Annotated in this window: 13 protein-coding genes and 3 pseudogenes; 5 read left to right on the top strand and 11 right to left on the bottom strand. The window is 51.5% G+C overall.

What is annotated here, in order from left to right; all coding sequences use genetic code 11:
* Positions 1-22: 22 nt before the first annotated feature.
* The 7 genes and pseudogenes from M3089_RS03340 to M3089_RS03310 form a co-directional block, all read right to left on the bottom strand.
* Positions 23-2,533 carry a TraG family conjugative transposon ATPase gene (locus M3089_RS03340; RefSeq protein WP_217770915.1) on the bottom strand — a complete coding sequence of 837 codons (2,511 nt, stop codon included), beginning with the start codon at positions 2,531-2,533 and terminating at the stop codon, positions 23-25.
* Complete coding sequence (locus tag M3089_RS03335) at positions 2,530-2,862, bottom strand: DUF4133 domain-containing protein (protein ID WP_217770921.1); 333 nt, start codon at positions 2,860-2,862, stop codon at positions 2,530-2,532. Before M3089_RS03335 ends, M3089_RS03340 begins: the two co-directional genes overlap by 4 nt.
* Positions 2,863-2,870: 8 nt before the next feature.
* A complete protein-coding gene (locus M3089_RS03330) occupies positions 2,871-3,188 on the bottom strand; it encodes a DUF4134 domain-containing protein (RefSeq protein ID WP_205096150.1) in 318 nt (105 codons plus the stop codon).
* A 174-nt stretch (positions 3,189-3,362) separates the two neighbouring features.
* Complete coding sequence (locus M3089_RS03325; RefSeq protein ID WP_249081753.1) at positions 3,363-4,091, bottom strand: conjugal transfer protein TraD; 729 nt, start codon at positions 4,089-4,091, stop codon at positions 3,363-3,365.
* Positions 4,092-4,175: 84 nt separating this feature from the next.
* On the bottom strand, positions 4,176-4,484 hold the full coding sequence (locus M3089_RS03320; protein ID WP_235302281.1) for a DUF3408 domain-containing protein: 309 nt from the start codon (positions 4,482-4,484) through the stop codon (positions 4,176-4,178).
* A 60-nt stretch (positions 4,485-4,544) separates the two neighbouring features.
* The gene (locus tag M3089_RS03315) at positions 4,545-4,967 is read right to left on the bottom strand and encodes a DUF3408 domain-containing protein (RefSeq protein WP_235325988.1); all 423 of its coding nucleotides are present in this window, start codon (positions 4,965-4,967) and stop codon (positions 4,545-4,547) included.
* Positions 4,968-4,969: 2 nt separating this feature from the next.
* Positions 4,970-6,019, bottom strand: a pseudogene (locus M3089_RS03310) (ParA family protein).
* Positions 6,020-6,439: 420 nt separating this feature from the next.
* On the opposite strand from M3089_RS03310, the gene mobA reads away from it, so the two are divergent.
* From mobA to mobC, 5 genes and pseudogenes are all read left to right on the top strand, one after another.
* On the top strand, positions 6,440-6,925 hold the full coding sequence (gene mobA / locus M3089_RS03300) for a conjugal transfer protein MobA (RefSeq protein ID WP_249081749.1): 486 nt from the start codon (positions 6,440-6,442) through the stop codon (positions 6,923-6,925).
* Positions 6,925-7,248: pseudogene (locus tag M3089_RS03295) on the top strand (relaxase/mobilization nuclease domain-containing protein); the annotation flags it as partial. The gene mobA and the pseudogene M3089_RS03295, both read left to right, overlap by 1 nt.
* Positions 7,249-7,886: 638 nt before the next feature.
* Complete coding sequence (locus M3089_RS03290) at positions 7,887-9,692, top strand: reverse transcriptase/maturase family protein (RefSeq protein WP_249081748.1); 1,806 nt, start codon at positions 7,887-7,889, stop codon at positions 9,690-9,692.
* A 113-nt stretch (positions 9,693-9,805) separates the two neighbouring features.
* Positions 9,806-10,729, top strand: a pseudogene (locus tag M3089_RS03285) (relaxase/mobilization nuclease domain-containing protein); the annotation flags it as partial.
* 33 nt (positions 10,730-10,762) lie between these two features.
* Positions 10,763-12,769 carry a conjugal transfer protein MobC gene (gene mobC, locus M3089_RS03280; protein ID WP_249081746.1) on the top strand — a complete coding sequence of 669 codons (2,007 nt, stop codon included), beginning with the start codon at positions 10,763-10,765 and terminating at the stop codon, positions 12,767-12,769.
* 79 nt (positions 12,770-12,848) lie between these two features.
* Here the strand turns inward: mobC and M3089_RS03275 are convergent, their stop codons facing one another.
* The 4 genes from M3089_RS03275 to M3089_RS03260 all read right to left on the bottom strand — a co-directional run bounded on the left by M3089_RS03275 (position 12,849) and on the right by M3089_RS03260 (position 18,129).
* Complete coding sequence (locus M3089_RS03275) at positions 12,849-13,466, bottom strand: RteC domain-containing protein (protein WP_249081744.1); 618 nt, start codon at positions 13,464-13,466, stop codon at positions 12,849-12,851.
* 219 nt (positions 13,467-13,685) lie between these two features.
* Positions 13,686-14,129 carry a dihydrofolate reductase family protein gene (locus M3089_RS03270; protein WP_025893092.1) on the bottom strand — a complete coding sequence of 148 codons (444 nt, stop codon included), beginning with the start codon at positions 14,127-14,129 and terminating at the stop codon, positions 13,686-13,688.
* Between the two features lie 293 nt (positions 14,130-14,422).
* Positions 14,423-15,733 carry a sigma-54-dependent transcriptional regulator gene (locus M3089_RS03265; protein ID WP_249081742.1) on the bottom strand — a complete coding sequence of 437 codons (1,311 nt, stop codon included), beginning with the start codon at positions 15,731-15,733 and terminating at the stop codon, positions 14,423-14,425.
* Complete coding sequence (locus tag M3089_RS03260; protein ID WP_249081740.1) at positions 15,721-18,129, bottom strand: hybrid sensor histidine kinase/response regulator; 2,409 nt, start codon at positions 18,127-18,129, stop codon at positions 15,721-15,723. Before M3089_RS03260 ends, M3089_RS03265 begins: the two co-directional genes overlap by 13 nt.
* Between the last annotated feature and the right edge of the window lie 37 nt (positions 18,130-18,166).

Below are 18,166 nucleotides of genomic sequence, written 5' to 3'. Positions count from 1 at the left end.
ATTCATGAATCTTTTTCATTTTTCAGCCTTTCCGTTCTTCTCGCCTTCTTTCCGCAAGCTGCCGGATGGCTCCCTCTATGTCACCGCCCAGTTTTTCCGCCAGGCGGTAAACCTCCGTCTTTTCCGATTCTTCCGTCGTATAAGCCAGATATTCCTCCGGACTCACTTCCGTGGCATAGACTGCCGACTGCGTACCGCCAAGCCCTATCCATACCTCCTTGTAGAGCCGCGACGGGTTGTTCGCCATGTTGATGGAAAGAATCTGCGACTTCTCCTTTTCCGTCAGTCCGAGCAGGGTCTGTATCTGGTCGAACTTGTTCATGTACTTCCTCTGGTCAAGCAGTATCTTGCAGTCGGAATTGTTGATGATGCTCTCCTTGACCACGGGCGAGGAAATGATGTCGTCCACTTCCTGCGTGACGACAATCGCCTCGCCGAAATACTTTCTCACCGTCTTGTACATGTAGCGGAGATATTCCGCCATGTTCGCCGACGAGAGTGCTTTCCAGGCTTCTTCCACAATCAGCTGTTTTCTCACTCCCTTCAGGCGGCGCATCTTGTTGATGAACGCCTCCATGATGATGATGGTCACCACCGGAAACAGTTCGCGGTTTTCCTTTATGGAATCAATCTCGAACACGATGAACCGCTTGTTCAGCAGGTCGATGTTTTCCTCCGAGTTCAGCAGAAAGTCATAGCGTCCGCCCCTGTAATATTGCCTCATGGTGGTCAGCATGTTGTCAATGTTGAAGTCCGACTTCTCTACCTTGATTTCACGTCCGGCCAGTTCACGGCGGTAGTCATCGCGCATGTATTCGTAAAAGGTGTTGAACGAGGGGACGATGCTCCGGTCTGCCTTGATACGCTCTATGTAGGCGTTCACGGCGCTGCCCAGCTCTCCGCTTTCGGTCTTTGATACCTTGTCGTCCTCCGATTTCCAGATGGTCAGCAGCAGGGTCTTGATGCTGTCCTTCTTCTCCACGTCAAACACATAGTCGTCCGTATAGAACGGATTGAACGAAATGGGCTTTTCCTCTGTGTAGGTATAATACACGCCGTCTTCGCCGTGTGTCTTGCGCCGGATCATTTCGCACAATCCCTGATACGAGTTTCCGGTATCCACAAGGACAACGTGCGTTCCCTGTTCATAATACTGCCGGACAAGATGGTTCATGAAGAACGACTTGCCGCTGCCGCTCGGTCCCAGCACGAACTTGTTGCGGTTGGTCGTGATGCCGCGTTTCATCGGAAGGTCGGAAATGTCGATGTGCAGCGGCTTTCCCGTCAGACGGTCCACCATCTTTATGCCGAAAGGCGAAAGCGAGCTGCGGTAGTTGGTCTCTTCCGTAAAGAAGCATACCGCCTGTTCGGTGAAGGTGTAGAAGCTCTCTTCGGCAGGGAAATCGGCGGCATTGCCGGGTATGGCCGCCCAGAACAGGGTCGGACAGTCAACGGTGTTGTGCCGGGGCATACACTCCATGCTTGCCAGCTGGCTGCCCACGTCATTTTTGATGTGCCGGAGTTCCTCCGCATCATCGCTCCACGCCATGACATTGAAATGTGCGCGTACCGAGGTCAGCCCGTAGGAATGGGCTTCGTTCAGGTACTGGTCTATCCATTCACGGTTGATGCTGTTGCTCCTTGAATAGCGGGACAGGGATTGCATGTTGCGGGCGGACTTCTCGAACTTACGCAGGTTCTCCTCGCTGTTGTCCAGTATCACATACTGGTTATAGACATGGTTGCAGGGAAGCAGCAGTCCCACGGGACTGGCAAACGAAAGACGGCAGTCCGAGCGGTCGGTGGAAAGACGCTCATAGCGGCTGTCGGTAGCCACCTTGCCGGGCAGGTCCTCCGTGTCGGAAAGCGTGTGCAGGCACAGGTAATTGTCACCGATACGCATCCCCTTTGCCGAAAGGTCGATGTCCTGCAGGGCGACGTCGTTTTCAGACATCAGCGAAAAATAGCGTTCCAACAGTCCCTTCCTGTCGTCTGTGCCGACTATCTCATCCGTACCGAGCCGGCGCAGTCGGACAAAGCCGCTGTCGTTCATGATACGGGCGAACTGTTCCGTTGCCTCCAGAAACTTTTCCGATGTCTCCCTGTCCAGTTCCTTCGGGATGATGTGTCCCCTGCACAGCGTGCTGAAGTTGCTCTGCATCCGGTTGCGTTCCCTGGTCGTTTTCGTCAGGTACAGGTAGCAGGTATGGCGCAGATAGGGTCGCTCGTTGAAATGACGCTCGAAGCTGCGCGAGAGGAAGCTCATGTCCTCCTTTTGCAGTTCCGGTCTGTACGTCTCACGGATGAACCAGTCCTGCTTGTGGACGATGGAGAAGTCCGGCAGCACCTTGATGGCCTTGCACCAGCACCCGTGTATCGCCTCGTACTCCGCACCCGTGACCGTGTAAAGCTCCGGCAGTTCGACTTCGTAGGCGACCGTCAGGTCGGCATCCTTAGATACGATGCAGCCGTGTTCCACTGCAAGCAGGGGGAACTTGTTTTCCAGTGTAGTTATTCTTGATACGTTTCTCATATTTTATCTTCCTTTCTTTTTCGTTTAAGCAGCCGGGCAATGCGCCGACGGTTGGTCAGGTAACGGGGATGGCTTCTTGCGGCACCCAGCTTCATCAGCCCGTGTTCGCCGTACCGGGCATTCAGCGCGAAGGTCTGCCATACAAGGACGGAGGCGCCTGCCGCACCGATGCCGATACATATCCATTGGTCGGTTCCGACCATATAGAGGATGACGAACAGGACAAAGAGGGCCAGAAGCCCGCCCACGAAGATGAACAGGTATTGTGCCTTTAGTCCCTTGAACTCAACCGAACGGCCGATACCCTTGTTGATCGGATATTCAGCCATACCGTATATTAAAGGAAGAATGAACGGAGGATTGTCGCCGCCACAATCAGGAAGATACACGCACCGAACCACGAAGCGGCGGTCTTGCTGGTGTCAGGATCACCGGACGAGAATTTGCCATAGACCTTTACGCCGCCTATCAGACCGACAACGGCGCCGATGGCGTATATCAGCTTCGTTCCGGGGTCAAAATAGGAAGTGACCATTGAAGTGGCCTCGTTGATGCCTGCCAGTCCGTTGTCCTGTGCGAAAGCGGATGATGCGGCAGCGATGAGAAGTGCTGCCGAAAGGATGATTTTCTTGCTGTTCTTGATGTTTCTGTTCATAAATACTTTTTGTTTGTGCCGTCAAAGGGTGGATAGTCCTTCTTCCGGCGGTTCATACTGATTTTGTTTTTGGTTTAGTGGTCTCCCTTTTGGTTCCACGGACTTGGGATTGTCCGTTCCGGCAGGCGGTTACCTTGTATCCGCTTTCCGGGGGTCGGTACTACTGTTCTTTCTTCATTCCTTTTTGGTTGTCGTTGCATATTTGCGGATGTCAAACTCGTCGATGTTGTCGGGTACCAGAAACTCGACTTCCTGCTCTTTCAACCGGATTTCAATCAGTCCCTTGATACGGACGCTCATTTCGGTGGAGCCTTCCATAAGCATGTCATACAGCTCCGTACCCTCCATTTCGACAAATACCTTTGCAGCCTGTTCACGTTCCGTCCGTGTCGCATCTGGATTTCGGGCGGTCTTGACGGCCTTTTCAATCTCGTCAAAGCTGCTGCCGGAAGCCTGACGTCTGTCCGGGGTTTCCTCTTCCGGTTCACCTTCGCCGTACTCTACCTCTTCAGGAGGTATGTTGCTGAATACTTCGTCGAACTTCTCTTCCGGTACCCGTGCCGTCTTCCTTTCGGCTTCGTCGGCAAAGGTAACATCATCACTCTGCACTTCCTCGCCTTTATCCGAAGTGGCAGCTTGTGGCTTCGGTACGGTAGTCATTGTCCGGGTTACCGTCATTCTGAAACGGCTCTTGCCGATGATTTCCGGTGCCGTGGCGGTGGCGGACGCATCCGCTTCCGGGCTGCTGTCCTTTTCTTCCGCATGGAGTGACTTCCAGATGCCTGCCAGTTTCCCGAAGAAGCGGAACAGCTTCGTTTCCATGATCCGGTCATACATGAGCAGGAACACGAACCATACGTTGCAGGCGACCGATACGGTCAATAGGATTGTGGTCAGGCTCATGGGCGTTTTCCGTTGTTTATGTTGGACTTATGTTTCTCACTCGCGCATTTTCTGTTTTCCTGTCTTCTTTTCATCGTTTCATTCTTATGGTTGATATTCCTTTTCATAATTCTTCTCGTACAGGCTTTTTATTGCCTCGTCGGACTGCCCGAAATGCAGGGTCAGCACATGGTCGATGTAGGCCGACATCGAGAGCCGGTCATGTCCGATGACCCGTATGATACGCCTGATACGGTTATGGTAATCACGGCGTATATATGTCATTTTCCCGTCGCGTGCCCGCATCCCGGACTCCCGGATGAACAGCCGTTCATACTCCTTTTCGCTGTATTTGCCCCTTGCCGGTGAGGACGACACGATTTCCACGTTCGTCTGTATCCCGACGGTAATCATTTCCTTGCCGCTGTCATGCGGTCTTGCTTTTCTTTTTTTATGTTCCATTGTCGTTAATTTTTAGATTAAATCATCTCTTTGTTTCTTGTACAGTTCGTTGATCTGTTCCTTGTGCTGTTCCAGATGTTGCCGCAGTACGGTGTCCACGTAGCCGCCGACAGTTATCTCACGTCCGGCAATGTCATTCACGATTTTCAGAATCTTGCTGTGTACGTCGCGGCTGATATAGACACACTGGCGGGTTTTCAGCTCATTGCGGCGCAGAAACATCATATAGTCTTCCTCCTGCCGTTTCCGTCGGCTGCTTTCCCTTGACGTTTTCTCCTTTGCCGCCGGCGGTTCCGTTCCGCCTGTACTTTCTTCGGCCGGAACGGCAGGAGGTTCCTGTGCAGGCCGTGTGTTGCCGTCCTGCGTGCGTCTGCCGATAGAGGCGATCAACAGTTCCTCGTCAATGTCCTCCGTATTCACTTTCCTGCTGCCCATGCTCAACGCCCGGTAATGATTTTACATATCTCTTCCGAAAACTCGCGGATGCCGCTCCCTTTCAGGAGTGACGCCTCAGTGGGGAATATGGTCGAGCGGAACACGCTTTTGCGTTCTTCCGAAAGGTCGCGTCGGAATTTCTTGCTGTCCGGCAGACGGGTCGAGAGTATCGAAAGCCCCATGTCCGCTATGACGTCCTCATAAACATCATACAGCCCGTTCTTCTCCCTGCCGTCCACCATCGTCCAGAACAGGTACAGTCCTTTGGTTTTCGACCGCCCCGTCGTCATGAGGTTGTTACGGAACATAGCGGCGAATTGCAGCGTACTTTCCACGACAAAGCGGTCGGCGCTCATGGGGGCGAAGATATAGTCCATTTGCGACAGGGTTTTCACCACGCCGTTGCTTTTGAGCGTTCCCGGCATGTCAAAAAACACGATGTCCGGCTTGACCGCTTCCCCGCTTATCAGCTTTTCCGCGTCATCAAGGGCGTTTACCGCATCGCTGGCAATGACCGGATAGGCATTCCTTTTCAGCTTGCGGAAATGCTCGCAGGCGAGTGCCTTGAAGTACCGGCTCTCGTCAATCAGTTTTGTTTCGCGCTCACGGAGTCCGTAGATGCTGTGCTGTGGGGCATCGCAGTCTATCACGGCTACATTGTAACCTTTCACGTTGTGGAGATAGTTGGCGGCAAGCGCCGTAATGGTGGATTTTCCGATACCGCCTTTCTGTGTTGCGAATGCAACGAAGATTTCATTACTCATTGTCATAGATATTTAAGTTATTGATAAAATGATTTGTTGTTTCCATACAGAACCGGTGATTTCCGTTTCCGCTTCAATGAATCTGCAAACAGGCGGTTCATCACGTATCCGGTTCATTGGTGAAACAATGTTTCGGATAATTGCTGACTGACGACAGTACGTCATGAAATCATTGAATCTGTAAGTCACCGAGTCATTGAATATGCAGTTATCCGCTGAACCGGATAACCGTTTCGGCAAATGTTTGCCGGTTTGAATTTTCGGGTATTGGATGATGTCATTTCTCATATCTTCAAATCACTGTTTTTTTGAATCACGATGCAAATAAACATGGAAATAATGGAAGTTGTATCACTTCCCGGACAACTGGCAGCATGTTGCGCCGATAGGCAGCGATTGGCTTACTTAACATACTATTCCACAACCGTTTATCACCGTAACTTTGCCCCCGAACGGCAGGGTTTCCCGCTACGGGCGAAGCCGTGGGTCTGAAGGTTTCCTTTCCAATCCGTCCCCGACGGATTTTTGTTGGCTCCAGCCAACAGCAAGATGTCTTTTCAGCGGCTCAAAATGATTTGAGCATCCCTGAAAAGCACTTGCCCTTGCAGGGGGCGGGCTTCCTCTCCGAAGTCGGGAAGCCTGAAAAACCTGCGGTGGAATGTCCCCAAGGCGGGGCTTGTGCCGTGTAACCGCTAAATCCTAAGTAATATGATTGAGAAAAAGAAGAACAGTCCGCCGAAAAAGGGCGGAAAGACCGGGAGAAATCCCAAAATCGACCCGGCGGTGTACCGCTACACCGTCCGTTTCAACGAGGTGGAGCACAACCGTTTCCTCGCCATGTTCGAGAAATCGGGTGTCTATGCCAGATCCGTGTTCCTCAAGGAACACTTTTTCGGAAGACCGTTCAAGGTGCTGAAAGTGGACAAGACACTGGTGGAATATTGCACCAGACTGTCCGATTTTCATGCCCAGTTCCGGGCAGTGGGAACCAATTACAATCAGGTGGTCAAGGAACTGAGGATGCACTTTTCCGAGAAGAAGGCGATGGCTCTGCTCTTCCGGCTGGAACAGGACACCATCGAACTTGTGAAGCTGAGCCGTCAGATTGTAGGGCTTTCTGAGGAACTGAAAGAATGGGCGGCGAAGAATGCCGTCATGGAAACGGGATTGGAGAACGAGAAGAATCAGGGGTGATGGTAGCAAAAATCAGCATGGGAAGCTCGTTGTACGGCGCACTTGCCTACAACGGGGAGAAAATCAACGAGGCAAGGGGAAAGCTCCTTGCCACCAACAAAATCTATAACGACGGTACGGGCACGGTGGACATCGGACGTGCGTTGAACGACTTTCTGCTTTACATGCCCTCACAGACAAGGGTGGAGAAACCGGTGGTGCATATATCGCTCAATCCGCACCCGGAGGACAGGCTCACGGATACGGACCTGCAGAACATCGCAAGGGAATATCTGGAGAAGCTCGGTTTCGGGGAGCAGCCTTATATGATATATAAGCACGAGGGTGCGTCCGTAAAGGTCGCATGATAAATATCTCTTTGGCAAGAGATTAGGTTAGTGTTCCGAATAACACAATAAGTTTAACCCCTATAAAGACGCAAAAGCGGATTTATAGACATAAAAAAACGAGTATGTTATACAACCTATTCCCATCCGACTTACCCTGCGGAGAAATCTTTAGGGGGAACATAGCACTTCGGAAAAGCGATAAGTCAGCTAACTGTCATGCTGCTACTGAATTGCAAGGGAAAAAGACAGACATGAGGATGAAGCCTGATTGGTTGAACGATAATCCAATGGTCGAACTTGTGACTATGGCGGAAGACAGCTATTTACGCCATACCATGACACCAAGCCCAGTTCTTCGTATGGGCATGGCAGGAACTTGTCATGGCATAACCGCAATAAGCGGAGATAAGGATGAAAGTCGCATCCGACAGTCTGTTGCGCCAATAGTTATCATGTGTGCTAAACGGAGATTGCCTAAATCGAAATGCCGTAACACGGCTATGAGCAACGGCTCTGAATATTCGACAAGGCAACGGAGTGTCCATAGTAGTCTGAGCAAGGGAAAGCCTTGTACATGGCAAAGGGACACAGTTGGTATCTTCAATATGACTAAAGGATAACGTGAGAGACGTATGAGAAATCCAGAAGTCATATTGAACACTCTATGCTCACACAGTAAGGACAAGGACTACAAGTATGAGCGTATCTACCGTATCCTGTTCAATGAAGAACTGTTTATGCTTGCCTATGAGAAAATGAAGTCCAAACCGGGAAACATGACCGCAGGAACGGACGGAAAAACCATAGACGGCACAACACTCCAACGGATAGGTAAACTGATTGACAGTCTCAAAAATGAGAGCTATCACCCCAAACCTGCAAGGAGGGTATATATACCCAAAAAGAACGGGAAGAAACGTCCTTTGGGCATCCCCTCTTTCGAGGATAAGTTAGTACAGGAAGCCGTAAGAATGATTCTTGAAGCAATCTATGAAGGTCACTTTGAGGATTCATCACACGGCTTCCGACCACGCAGAAGTTGTCATACAGCACTGACAAGCATACAACTGACATTTACGGGCGTAAAATGGTTTATCGAAGGAGACATTAAAGGATTTTTCGACAACATAGACCATCAGACACTCATAGAAGTCTTGCGTAAGCGAATTGCAGATGAACGTTTTCTGCGTCTTATATGGAAATTCCTAAAGGCAGGTTATGTTGAAAATTGGAAATACAATCGTACTTATTCAGGAACTCCGCAAGGTGGCATTGTCAGTCCTATACTGGCAAACATATACCTTGACCAGTTCGATAAGTATATGAAAGAGTATGCACAGGCTTTTGACAAGGGAGAAAAACGGAGAACGAGAAAGGAGTACAATAGTCTGAACGCCAGGACTGTAAGTCTGCGCAAAAAATGGAGGGAAGAAATGGACAAATCCGTAAAATCCCAATTGCTGGACAAATTAAAGAGAATGCAGGAAGAAAAGTTAGCGATGCCATGCAGTGACGAAATGGATGAGAATTTTCGTCGTCTCAAATACATTAGGTATGCTGACGACTTCCTTGTAGGGGTAATTGGCTCAAAATCAGAAAGTGAAAGAATTAAAGCGGACATTGCCGCATTCATGCGTGAACGCCTAAAACTTGAACTTTCAACCGAAAAGACATTGATTACCCATGCACAGGAAGAGGCTAAATTCCTCGGATTTCATATTACCGTCCGCTCATTGAATGTACGCAAGCGTAACCGAAAAGGTGCGCTGAAGAGAGACTTCAAAGGAAAGGTAATGCTGAATTTATCATCCGAAACGGTTAAAGAAAAACTTCAAAATCTTGGAACTATTCGTTTTACACAAAAGGATGGTAAAGTTATTTGGAGACCTAAGATAAGAACGGCACTGACAGGAATGGATGCCGACAAAATGGTAGCCAAATACAACCTTGAAATCAGAGGATTCTATAATTACTACTGCATAGCCAATAATGTCTCGGCAACATGCGCAGACTTTGGTTACATCATGAAGTATAGCCTTTATAAGACTTTGGCGCGAAAGTACAACAGTTCGCTCCGAAAGATAATAAGGAAATACACTAAGGACAAAGTGTTCTCTATTCCCTATAAAGACTCTAAAGGGAACGAGAAGCAAAGAATCCTTTACCATGATGGCTTTAAACGCAAAACAGTAGGATTCCATGAAACCTGCGATAACATTCTATTCACACATTATCCCAAACGCTCTCTCGCAGAACGCTTGAGAAATAATGTATGTGAAGTGTGTGGAGGAAAAGGTCCTTTGGTAATGCACCATATCAGAACACTCAAATCCGCCAATAAGAATACACCGTGGGGAAAACAGATGCTACTTATGAATCGTAAAACCATTGCTGTATGCGAAGAATGTTTTGCAAAAATCAAAGAAGCAGAGCAATAGAGTGCTTACTAACGGAGAGCCATATACATGGGAACATGTACGTATGGTTCGGGGGCAGACATGGGGAAACCAGCCATAGGAATATGGTATGGCGCCCTGTGTCGAGCCTACATATAGACCGCCACCATGTGCATATCGTGACGGTCAATGTGGATGAGAACGGCAGACGGCTCAACTGCGATTTCCTTTTTCGCCGCAGTGACCGCATACGCCGGGAGCTGGAGGAAAAATACGGGCTTCGTCCGGCAGAACGCCGGAGCGAGCGTCTTGAAAATCCGCTGCGCGGGGTGGACGTTTCCGCCGGTGATGTCAAGAGGCAGGTCGGCAACACCGTGAAGGCGGTATGCAGGCAATACCGTTTCCAGACGATGGGCGAATACCGTGCCCTTCTTTCCCTTTATAATGTGACCGTCGAGGAAACTCAGGGAAACGTGCGCGGACGTGAGTACCGCGGACTGGTCTATTCCGCCACGGACGGCGACGGGAACAAGGTCGGCAATCCGTTCAAGTCCTCGCTCTTCGGAAAGACGGTCGGCTATGATGCCGTGCAGAAGAAGTTCGCCCGTTCCGGACAGGACATCAGGGACAGGAAGCTGGCGGACGTGACAAAACGCACCGTACTTGCCGTACTGGGAGAAACGTATGACAAGGAGAAGTTCATTTCCCGGCTCAAAGAGAAGGGCATCGACACCGTGCTGCGCCACACGGAGGAAGGACGCATCTATGGAGCCACCTTCATCGACCACCGCACCGGCTGTGTGCTCAACGGCTCACGTATGGGCAAGGAACTTTCCGCAAACGCCTTGCAGGAACATTTTACCCTGCCGTATGCAGGACTCCCGCCGATCAGGCTTTCCGTTCCGGCGGAAGAACGCGGGGCGGCTTATACGCACGACACTTCCGATGGTGTAGATTATCCGGGCGGCATGGGGCTGTTCACTCCAGAAGGTCCGGCGGTCAATGCCGAGGAGGAAGCCTTTATCCGGGCCATGCAGCGTAAGAAGAAAAAGAAGAAGCGCAGGGGCTTGGGTATGTAATCAGATTTTTAACCGTTAAACAATTTCAATCAAATGTCACAACAGGAAGATGATTTGAGGGCACTTGCGAAAATCATGGATTTTCTCCGTGCCGTGAGTATTATTTTAGTGGTCATGAACGTGTATTGGTTCTGTTATGAGGCCATACGCCTCTGGGGGATTGACATCCACGTGGCGGACAGGATACTGGTGAATTTCAACCGTACCGCCGGACTGTTCCGTTCCGTCCTCTACACGAAGCTGTTCGCAGTCCTTCTGCTGGCACTCTCATGTTTGGGAACCAAAGGCGTGAAAGGTGAGAAAATCACCTGGCGCAGGATATGGACGGCTCTTGCCGCAGGCTTTGTGCTGTTTTTCCTGAACTGGTGGATACTGGAGCTTCCGTTTCATGTCGCGACGGTCGCCCTTCTGTATATCCTTACCCTTTCGGCAGGATATATCTGTCTGCTGATGGGCGGACTGTGGATGTCACGCCTGCTGAAGCACAATCTCATGGACGATGTGTTCAACAACGAGAACGAGAGTTTCATGCAGGAAACCCGCCTGCTGGAGAACGACTATTCCGTGAATCTGCCCACCCGTTTTTATTACAGGAAGAAGTGGCATCAGGGATGGATCAATGTGGTCAATCCCTTCCGTGCAACCATCGTGCTGGGTACTCCGGGTTCCGGAAAATCCTATGCCGTGGTAAACAGCTTCATCAAGCAGCAGATTGAGAAGGGGTATAGTCAATATATCTATGATTTCAAATACCCTGACCTTTCAACGATTGCCTACAACCACCTGCTCAACCACCTTGACGCATACAGGGTAAAGCCGAAGTTCTATGTGATAAACTTTGACGACCCGCGAAGGAGCCACCGCTGCAATCCCATTCACCCGGATTTCATGACGGACATTGCGGATGCTTATGAATCGGCATATACCATCATGCTCAACCTCAATAAAAGTTGGGTGCAGAAGCAGGGGGACTTCTTTGTGGAGTCACCAATCATCCTTTTTGCGGCGATTATATGGTACCTCAAAATCTATCAGAACGGTAGATACTGTACCTTTCCCCATGCCATCGAGTTCCTGAACCGCAGGTACGAGGACATTTTCCCCATCCTTACTTCATATCCGGAGCTGGAGAACTACCTCAGTCCCTTTATGGATGCATGGCTGGGAGGGGCTGCCGAGCAGCTGATGGGTCAGATTGCATCGGCGAAAATCCCGCTTTCACGCATGATTTCACCGCAACTGTACTGGGTGATGAGCGACAGCGAGTTTACGCTCGACATCAACAATCCTGAAGAGCCGAAAGTCCTGTGTGTCGGGAACAATCCCGACCGCCAGAACATCTACGGTGCGGCACTGGGTTTGTATAACTCACGTATCGTCAAGCTGATAAACAAGAAGGGTATGCTCAAGTCTTCGGTGATTATTGACGAGCTACCCACCATCTATTTCAAGGGGCTGGACAACCTGATTGCCACGGCACGAAGCAACAAGGTCGCCGTATGTCTGGGATTTCAGGATTTCTCACAGCTTGTACGTGACTACGGGGACAAGGAAGCGAAGGTGGTGATGAACACTGTCGGCAACATCTTCTCCGGTCAGGTGGTGGGCGAAACCGCCAAGACGCTTTCGGAGAGGTTCGGAAAGGTCTTGCAGAAGCGTCAGTCCATATCCATCAACCGGCAGGACGTCTCCACCTCCATTAACACGCAGATGGACAGCCTTATCCCGCCGAGCAAGATTTCCGGCCTGACGCAGGGTATGTTTGTCGGTTCGGTGTCCGACAATTTCAACGAACGTATCGAACAGAAGATTTTCCATGCGGAGATTGTCGTGGACAATGCGAAGGTGGCGGCTGAAACGAAGGCTTACAGGCCTATTCCCGTCATTACGGATTTTACCGACGAGAACGGCAATGACTGTATGCAGGAAAAGGTGCAGGAAAACTACAACCGCATCAAGGAAGAGGTGAAAAAGATTGTCGCCGACGAGCTGGAGCGTATTGCGGGTGACGAGAACCTGAGCCACCTTTTGCAGAAATGATATTGTATAATGTATAAAAAGACAGACGGGGCAGATTGTTTGCCTGTCCCGTCTGTCTTATATTATTATTTGGTGTATCTTATCTTCTTTTCAGTTCCGCTTCCTCGTCCCGCCTTATCCTTTCATTGAGGCGTTCCTGCATCTGCTCCAGAAAATGCGTGTGACTGATGGTCTTTCTCCGTTTGATGTCGGTATAGAATCTGTAACAGTCCTTCGTTTCAACTCCGAAGAAGGAATAGAGTATGGGAGCAAGCTGTTTCAGCGGGATTTCCCCATTGTTGATGCATCCCATTTCATGGATGCCATATATGATTTCAACAAGGTCTATGGCATTGCCTGTCCATTGCAGGGGCTGGCTGTTCTTTTTCTCTTTTCTGCGTTCCGCCTGTGGCGTATGCACCTGTCCGCTGCGGATCTGACCGATATATTCCAGCATCTTGCGTACAAAGGATAATGCCTTGCGTACATAGATGCTCCTGTTGTTCCCGGTATTTTCAGTCTGCAGCGTATCATGGAACTGAAGTTCTGTTTCTGCAAAGCTCAGGGCAAAGAATGTGTTTTCCGGGTTCGACATGTTACTGCAGAGTGATACCACTTCCGATATGAATCCGTTGTAGGACTCCTGTATTTCATCATTGCAGGCACTGCCGCCTATCAGTCTGAAAAAACTTGTTTCTGTCAATATGAGGTGTTCCATTTTCTTTCAGTTTTATGTTATTACACTTGGTTTGAAGTGTGCGCACATAAAACTATGGGACAAATAGCGGTCCTGCGGGAGTGTTTTTCTTTTCACATGGATATATCTTACTGATATTCAGTGGGATATTTACTAAAAATATTTTTTGGAGCTTTTCCCGACGCCTCATTTTTTGTTCAGAATCTGAACGTACGTTCACTTTTTGAACGTACCGGGCGTTCATTTTCCGAACGTCACCACCCGTTGGCGGGGTGTTTTCCGTCCGTAGGCTATCCTTACCATACCATCCTTCCATTGTCTGCTTCCCGTGCATGTCCATTCGCTTTCGGGCAGCGACGACTGGAACAGCCTGCTGCCGTTTCCCGCAATGACGGGAACCATGTAGAGGATGATTTCATCCACAAGCCGCATCCGTATCATGCCGTTGATGATGCCTGCCGTCTTTTCGGTTGCTTCTATCAGATAGTTCAGGGAATCGCCGGTGTTTTCCATCCGGTTGGAGAGGAGTGTAAGCGACGTGTCTTCTGTCAGGACGCAGGTGGCAGCTTCTTTCAGCGCACCTATCCCGTACTGGTCGGAACCAAGCCATCGCCCGGACAGACCGGTTGTTTCTGCCGGACAGCCGTCCATTGTCAGGACGGCGAGTAATCGGACTTTTGCCATAGCGGTCATTCTGTTGCGACCGGAAGCCGTAAAATAAAAAATAGCGTGCAAATTACGCTACTTCTGGTGATGGCTCTGGAAAGCCTGACAGGAATTACGTAAATGCACGCTATGCCCAGGCATAGCATAAGCATCACGCAATCGTATCCTGTCTTCAAATTTTCCAGATTTTCACCAGAAACGCCTTGCGGTCTTATTCTATACTATATCTTAGTCGGTACGGGAAACCGTGTTTCTCCGTACCGTATTTATCCTATGTTCATGCAAAGATAGGATTTTCAGTCGAAATTTTCTCATTTTTCGCTCTTTTTCTGCATGATACCGTATTCTTTCATCTTGTTGTACAGGGTCGTGCGGCTGATACCCAGCAGTCCGGCAGTCACTTCGCGGTTCCCGTCCGCCTGTGCCAGTGCCCGCACGATGCGTTCCCTTTCCTCATTTCCGTCTTTCAGCAGCAGGGAGCTGCCTGCCTGTGCCATACTTTCCGCTTCCAGCCTGTCGGCTCCTATCAGCCTTCCTTCCGTCAGCAGGACGGCGGAACGCACCGTCTGTTTCAGTTCCCTCACATTTCCTGCCCACATCCGCCTCATGAGTTCCTTTTCCGCCTCCTTGTCGAATCCTTCCGTATGCCGTCCCAGTTCCTCGTTGGCAAGCTCCCGGAAAAACTCCGCAAGGGGCAGTATGTCCTCCCGGCACTCCCGCAGCGGCGGTATCTTGATGACAAACTCCTTCAGGCGGTGATACAGGTCCTGCCGGAAACGTCCTTCCTCCACTGCCTTCTCCAGATTCTCGTTGGTCGCCGCCACAATGCGCACATCCGCTTTCCGCTCGCGGGTGCAGCCCGTCGGACGGTAGCATTTGGTCTGCAGCGCACGCAGCAGTTTCTGCTGTACCTCAGCGGGCAGGTTGCCCACCTCGTCCAGAAACAGCGTGCCGCCGTCAGCCTCTGCCATGCAGCCCTTCTTTCCGGTTATGGCTCCCGTAAATGCGCCTTTCTCGTATCCGAACAGTTCGGATGCCGCCAGCTCCCGTGTCAGCATACCGCAGTCTATCGCGACAAACGGTCCTTTCTGCCGGGTACTCTGCGCATGTATCTTTTCTGCTACGTGTTCCTTGCCCGTGCCGTTCTCTCCAAGTATCAGCACACCTATGTCCGTCGGGGCTACCAGTGAGATACGCCGGTCGATGGTCCGGAATGCGGCACTTCTGCGCTCCAGTATGGGCATGGTATGCCTTCTTTCCGATTTGCGTACCAGCTCACTTATCCTCGGAAGCAGCTTTTCCTGCAGCAGGGTCTTGGGGATATAGTCCTCAGCTCCCAGCCTCATGGAACTGACCGCCGACGCGACCTGCGCATAGTCGGTCATGATGACAAACGGGTTTCTGATACCCGTTTCCCGCATCCGCTCCAGTACTTCCGTACATTCCCCGTCGGGCAGACGCAGGTCCGACACGATGATGTCCCCATCGTCCAGTTCCTCCAGCAGCCTCCGTGCCCCGGCACAGTCGTATGCCGTGCGGGTCTTGTAGCCTGCCTTCTCCAGCATTCCGCAGACATGGTCGCGGAATACCGGGTTGTCTTCTATTACTATTATTCTTCCCATACCGTTCTCTCCATTTCCTTTCGGGCGAGCCGGATGATCGTTTCGCCCTGACTGGTTACCTTGCTGGCATACTCCCTGATTTCTTCTGCCGTCCCGTTTCCGTGGAGTACGTCATACAGCTCCTGCAGCGGCCCTTCGGCATGTATCAGCATCCACGAGCTGCGGATATGGTGTATCCAGTAGTCCAGCCTGTCCCTGTCACACCTTTCCGCTTCCTCCCGTATGGCGGCCATTTCCTTCTCCGTTTCCCTGACCAGACATTCCAGCCTCTGCCGCTTGTCGCCGTATGCGAACAGCGGGCCGAGGTCTATGCGTGGGGTACTGTCCTCACCGATGCATTCTTCCGCGGCTGCCAGCAGTTCGTCGATGGAGAACGGCTTGTACAGCACCGAGCCGAAGCCCGCACCTGCCAGTTCCTCTTTCGTGATGCTTTTCGAGCCGGTCACCACCATCACGGGGATGGTACGTGAGTTGCCTATGTCCGACGTGCGGAGCAGTTCCAGCACCTCGTAGCCGCTTGCGTCCTGCATCTTCAGGTCCGTGGTCAGCAGGTCATAGTGTCCCTCGCGCAGCTTCTCCGCCATTTCCCCCGTGCTCGTGCAGGTGTCGCAGTGCACTCCGTTCTGCACAAATATGTCGTGTATCATCCCCAGTATGATGCTGTCGTTGTCCAGCGACAACACCGAACATCCGCCCAGTCTTGTCCGCCTCGCTGCTGCCTTGCGGTCTGTCTCTCCGGCTTTCTCCGCCTGGGGCAGCGGCAGCACCACGCTGAAGCGGCTGCCCGTGTTCCGTATGTTCTCCACCGATATGCTGCCCTCCATCAGTTCCGCAAGGCTTTTCACTATCGACAGTCCCAGTCCGAAGCCGTCCTGCGTGGCGGCATTGCTCAGCCGCTCGAACGGCTTGAATATCTGTTCCCGTTTGTCCTTGTCTATTCCTCCTCCGGTATCTTCCACCGCAAGCGTGAATTTCCCTCCGGCATACAGGGCGGTCAGTGTCACGCCCCCGCGTTCCGTAAACTTCAGTGCGTTCGACAGCAGGTTGCTGCCGATACGCAGTATCAGGCTCCTGTCGCCCATGACCACCTCGTCAGCGGCGTTGTTCACTTTGAACTCCAGCCGTTTCTCTTCCATCCGTGCGGCAAACTCCGTTTCCAGCGTTTCCGCCACTCCCGCCAGTCTGAACGGCTTCACCCTGACGGTCTCCTTTCCGTTGTCTATGCGGTAGTAGTCCAGCAGGTTCTCCATCAGTGTCCCCATACGCTCTGCCGACTGCCGTATATGCTCCGCGTGCAGCGCTGTTGTCTCCCGGTTTCCGTCCTTCAGTATCAGTTCCGCATTGCCGCGTATGGCGGTCAGCGGTGAGCGCAGGTCGTGCGTCACCGTCTGCATGATGTTCTGTCTGCTTTTTATCAGCTCTTCATTCTCCCGGACCGACCGGCGCAGGGTCTCTATCAGTTCCTCCCGCTGTTTCCTGTCTCTGGTGCGGCGGCGGATGTCCCTCCGGACTACTGCATACAGCAGCACCGCACACAGGACACCTGCCGCCGATATGCCGCATATCAGTACGAATGCCGTTTCTCTCAGTTCCGCCACCCGCATGTGCCTTTCTTCCATGCGTTCCGTCTCGTCCTGTCCGATTTCCCGTATCAGCCTCGAAAGGTTCCGGTTCAGTATGCTGTTGCGTATTTTCAGTGAGTCCGACAGATGGGAGAATGCCTGTTCCTGCTCTGCCAGTGCCGTACGCATCTCTTCCTCAAACCGCCGCATCTCCGCAATGTGCCGGGTGTTGGGCGTCGTGCTCACCCGTGTGGTCGTGCGTGCCGGTTCTTCTTTCTTTTTCTTGCGGAACAGGCCGAACAGTCCGCCCCGTTTCTTTTCCTCTTCCGGTTCGGTGCGTTCCGTCACTGTCGTTGTCCGTACCGATGCCGTCTGCTCCAGTCCGGGCAGGTGGCGTTCCAGCAGGCTGTCCATGCGGTACGCCGTGGTCGGCATATCCACCATCCGCTCGATCAGCCTGCGTTTCTCGTGCAGCAGTCTTACTACCGTGTCTATCCTTGCCGTCTGCGCCGGTTCTCCGTAGTATCCTTTCAGCCGGTCTATCACCTCCATCGTGTGCGATTCCCGCCGGTCGTATGTATCCATGTCCGAGTCGTCCCACAGCATTGCGCGGTCATTGTCCAGAAACAGTGTGATCAGTCCCCGGTATGCTTCGCTGGCGGCAGCACGCTGCATGAGCAGGCTGCGTTCCTCTGCCTCCGCCTGCTCGAATACCTGCTTTTCGTACCATACAGCCGTGATGATGCCCAGTACGAGCAGTCCCAGTATGAGATAGCCCGACAGGATTTTCAGGTGGAGGGATTCCTTCCATCTTGAAAATGTATTGTTGTTCATGTATTTTCGGATTGTTTTTTAGGCGGTAAGTTAGTGG

It is taken from the genome of Marseilla massiliensis (genome assembly GCF_023336985.1).
GTDB classification, from domain to species: Bacteria; Bacteroidota; Bacteroidia; order Bacteroidales; family Bacteroidaceae; genus Prevotella; species Prevotella intestinigallinarum.
Note: the sequence above shows the minus strand (reverse complement) of the source record. Positions and strands in the feature narration are given on the sequence as shown.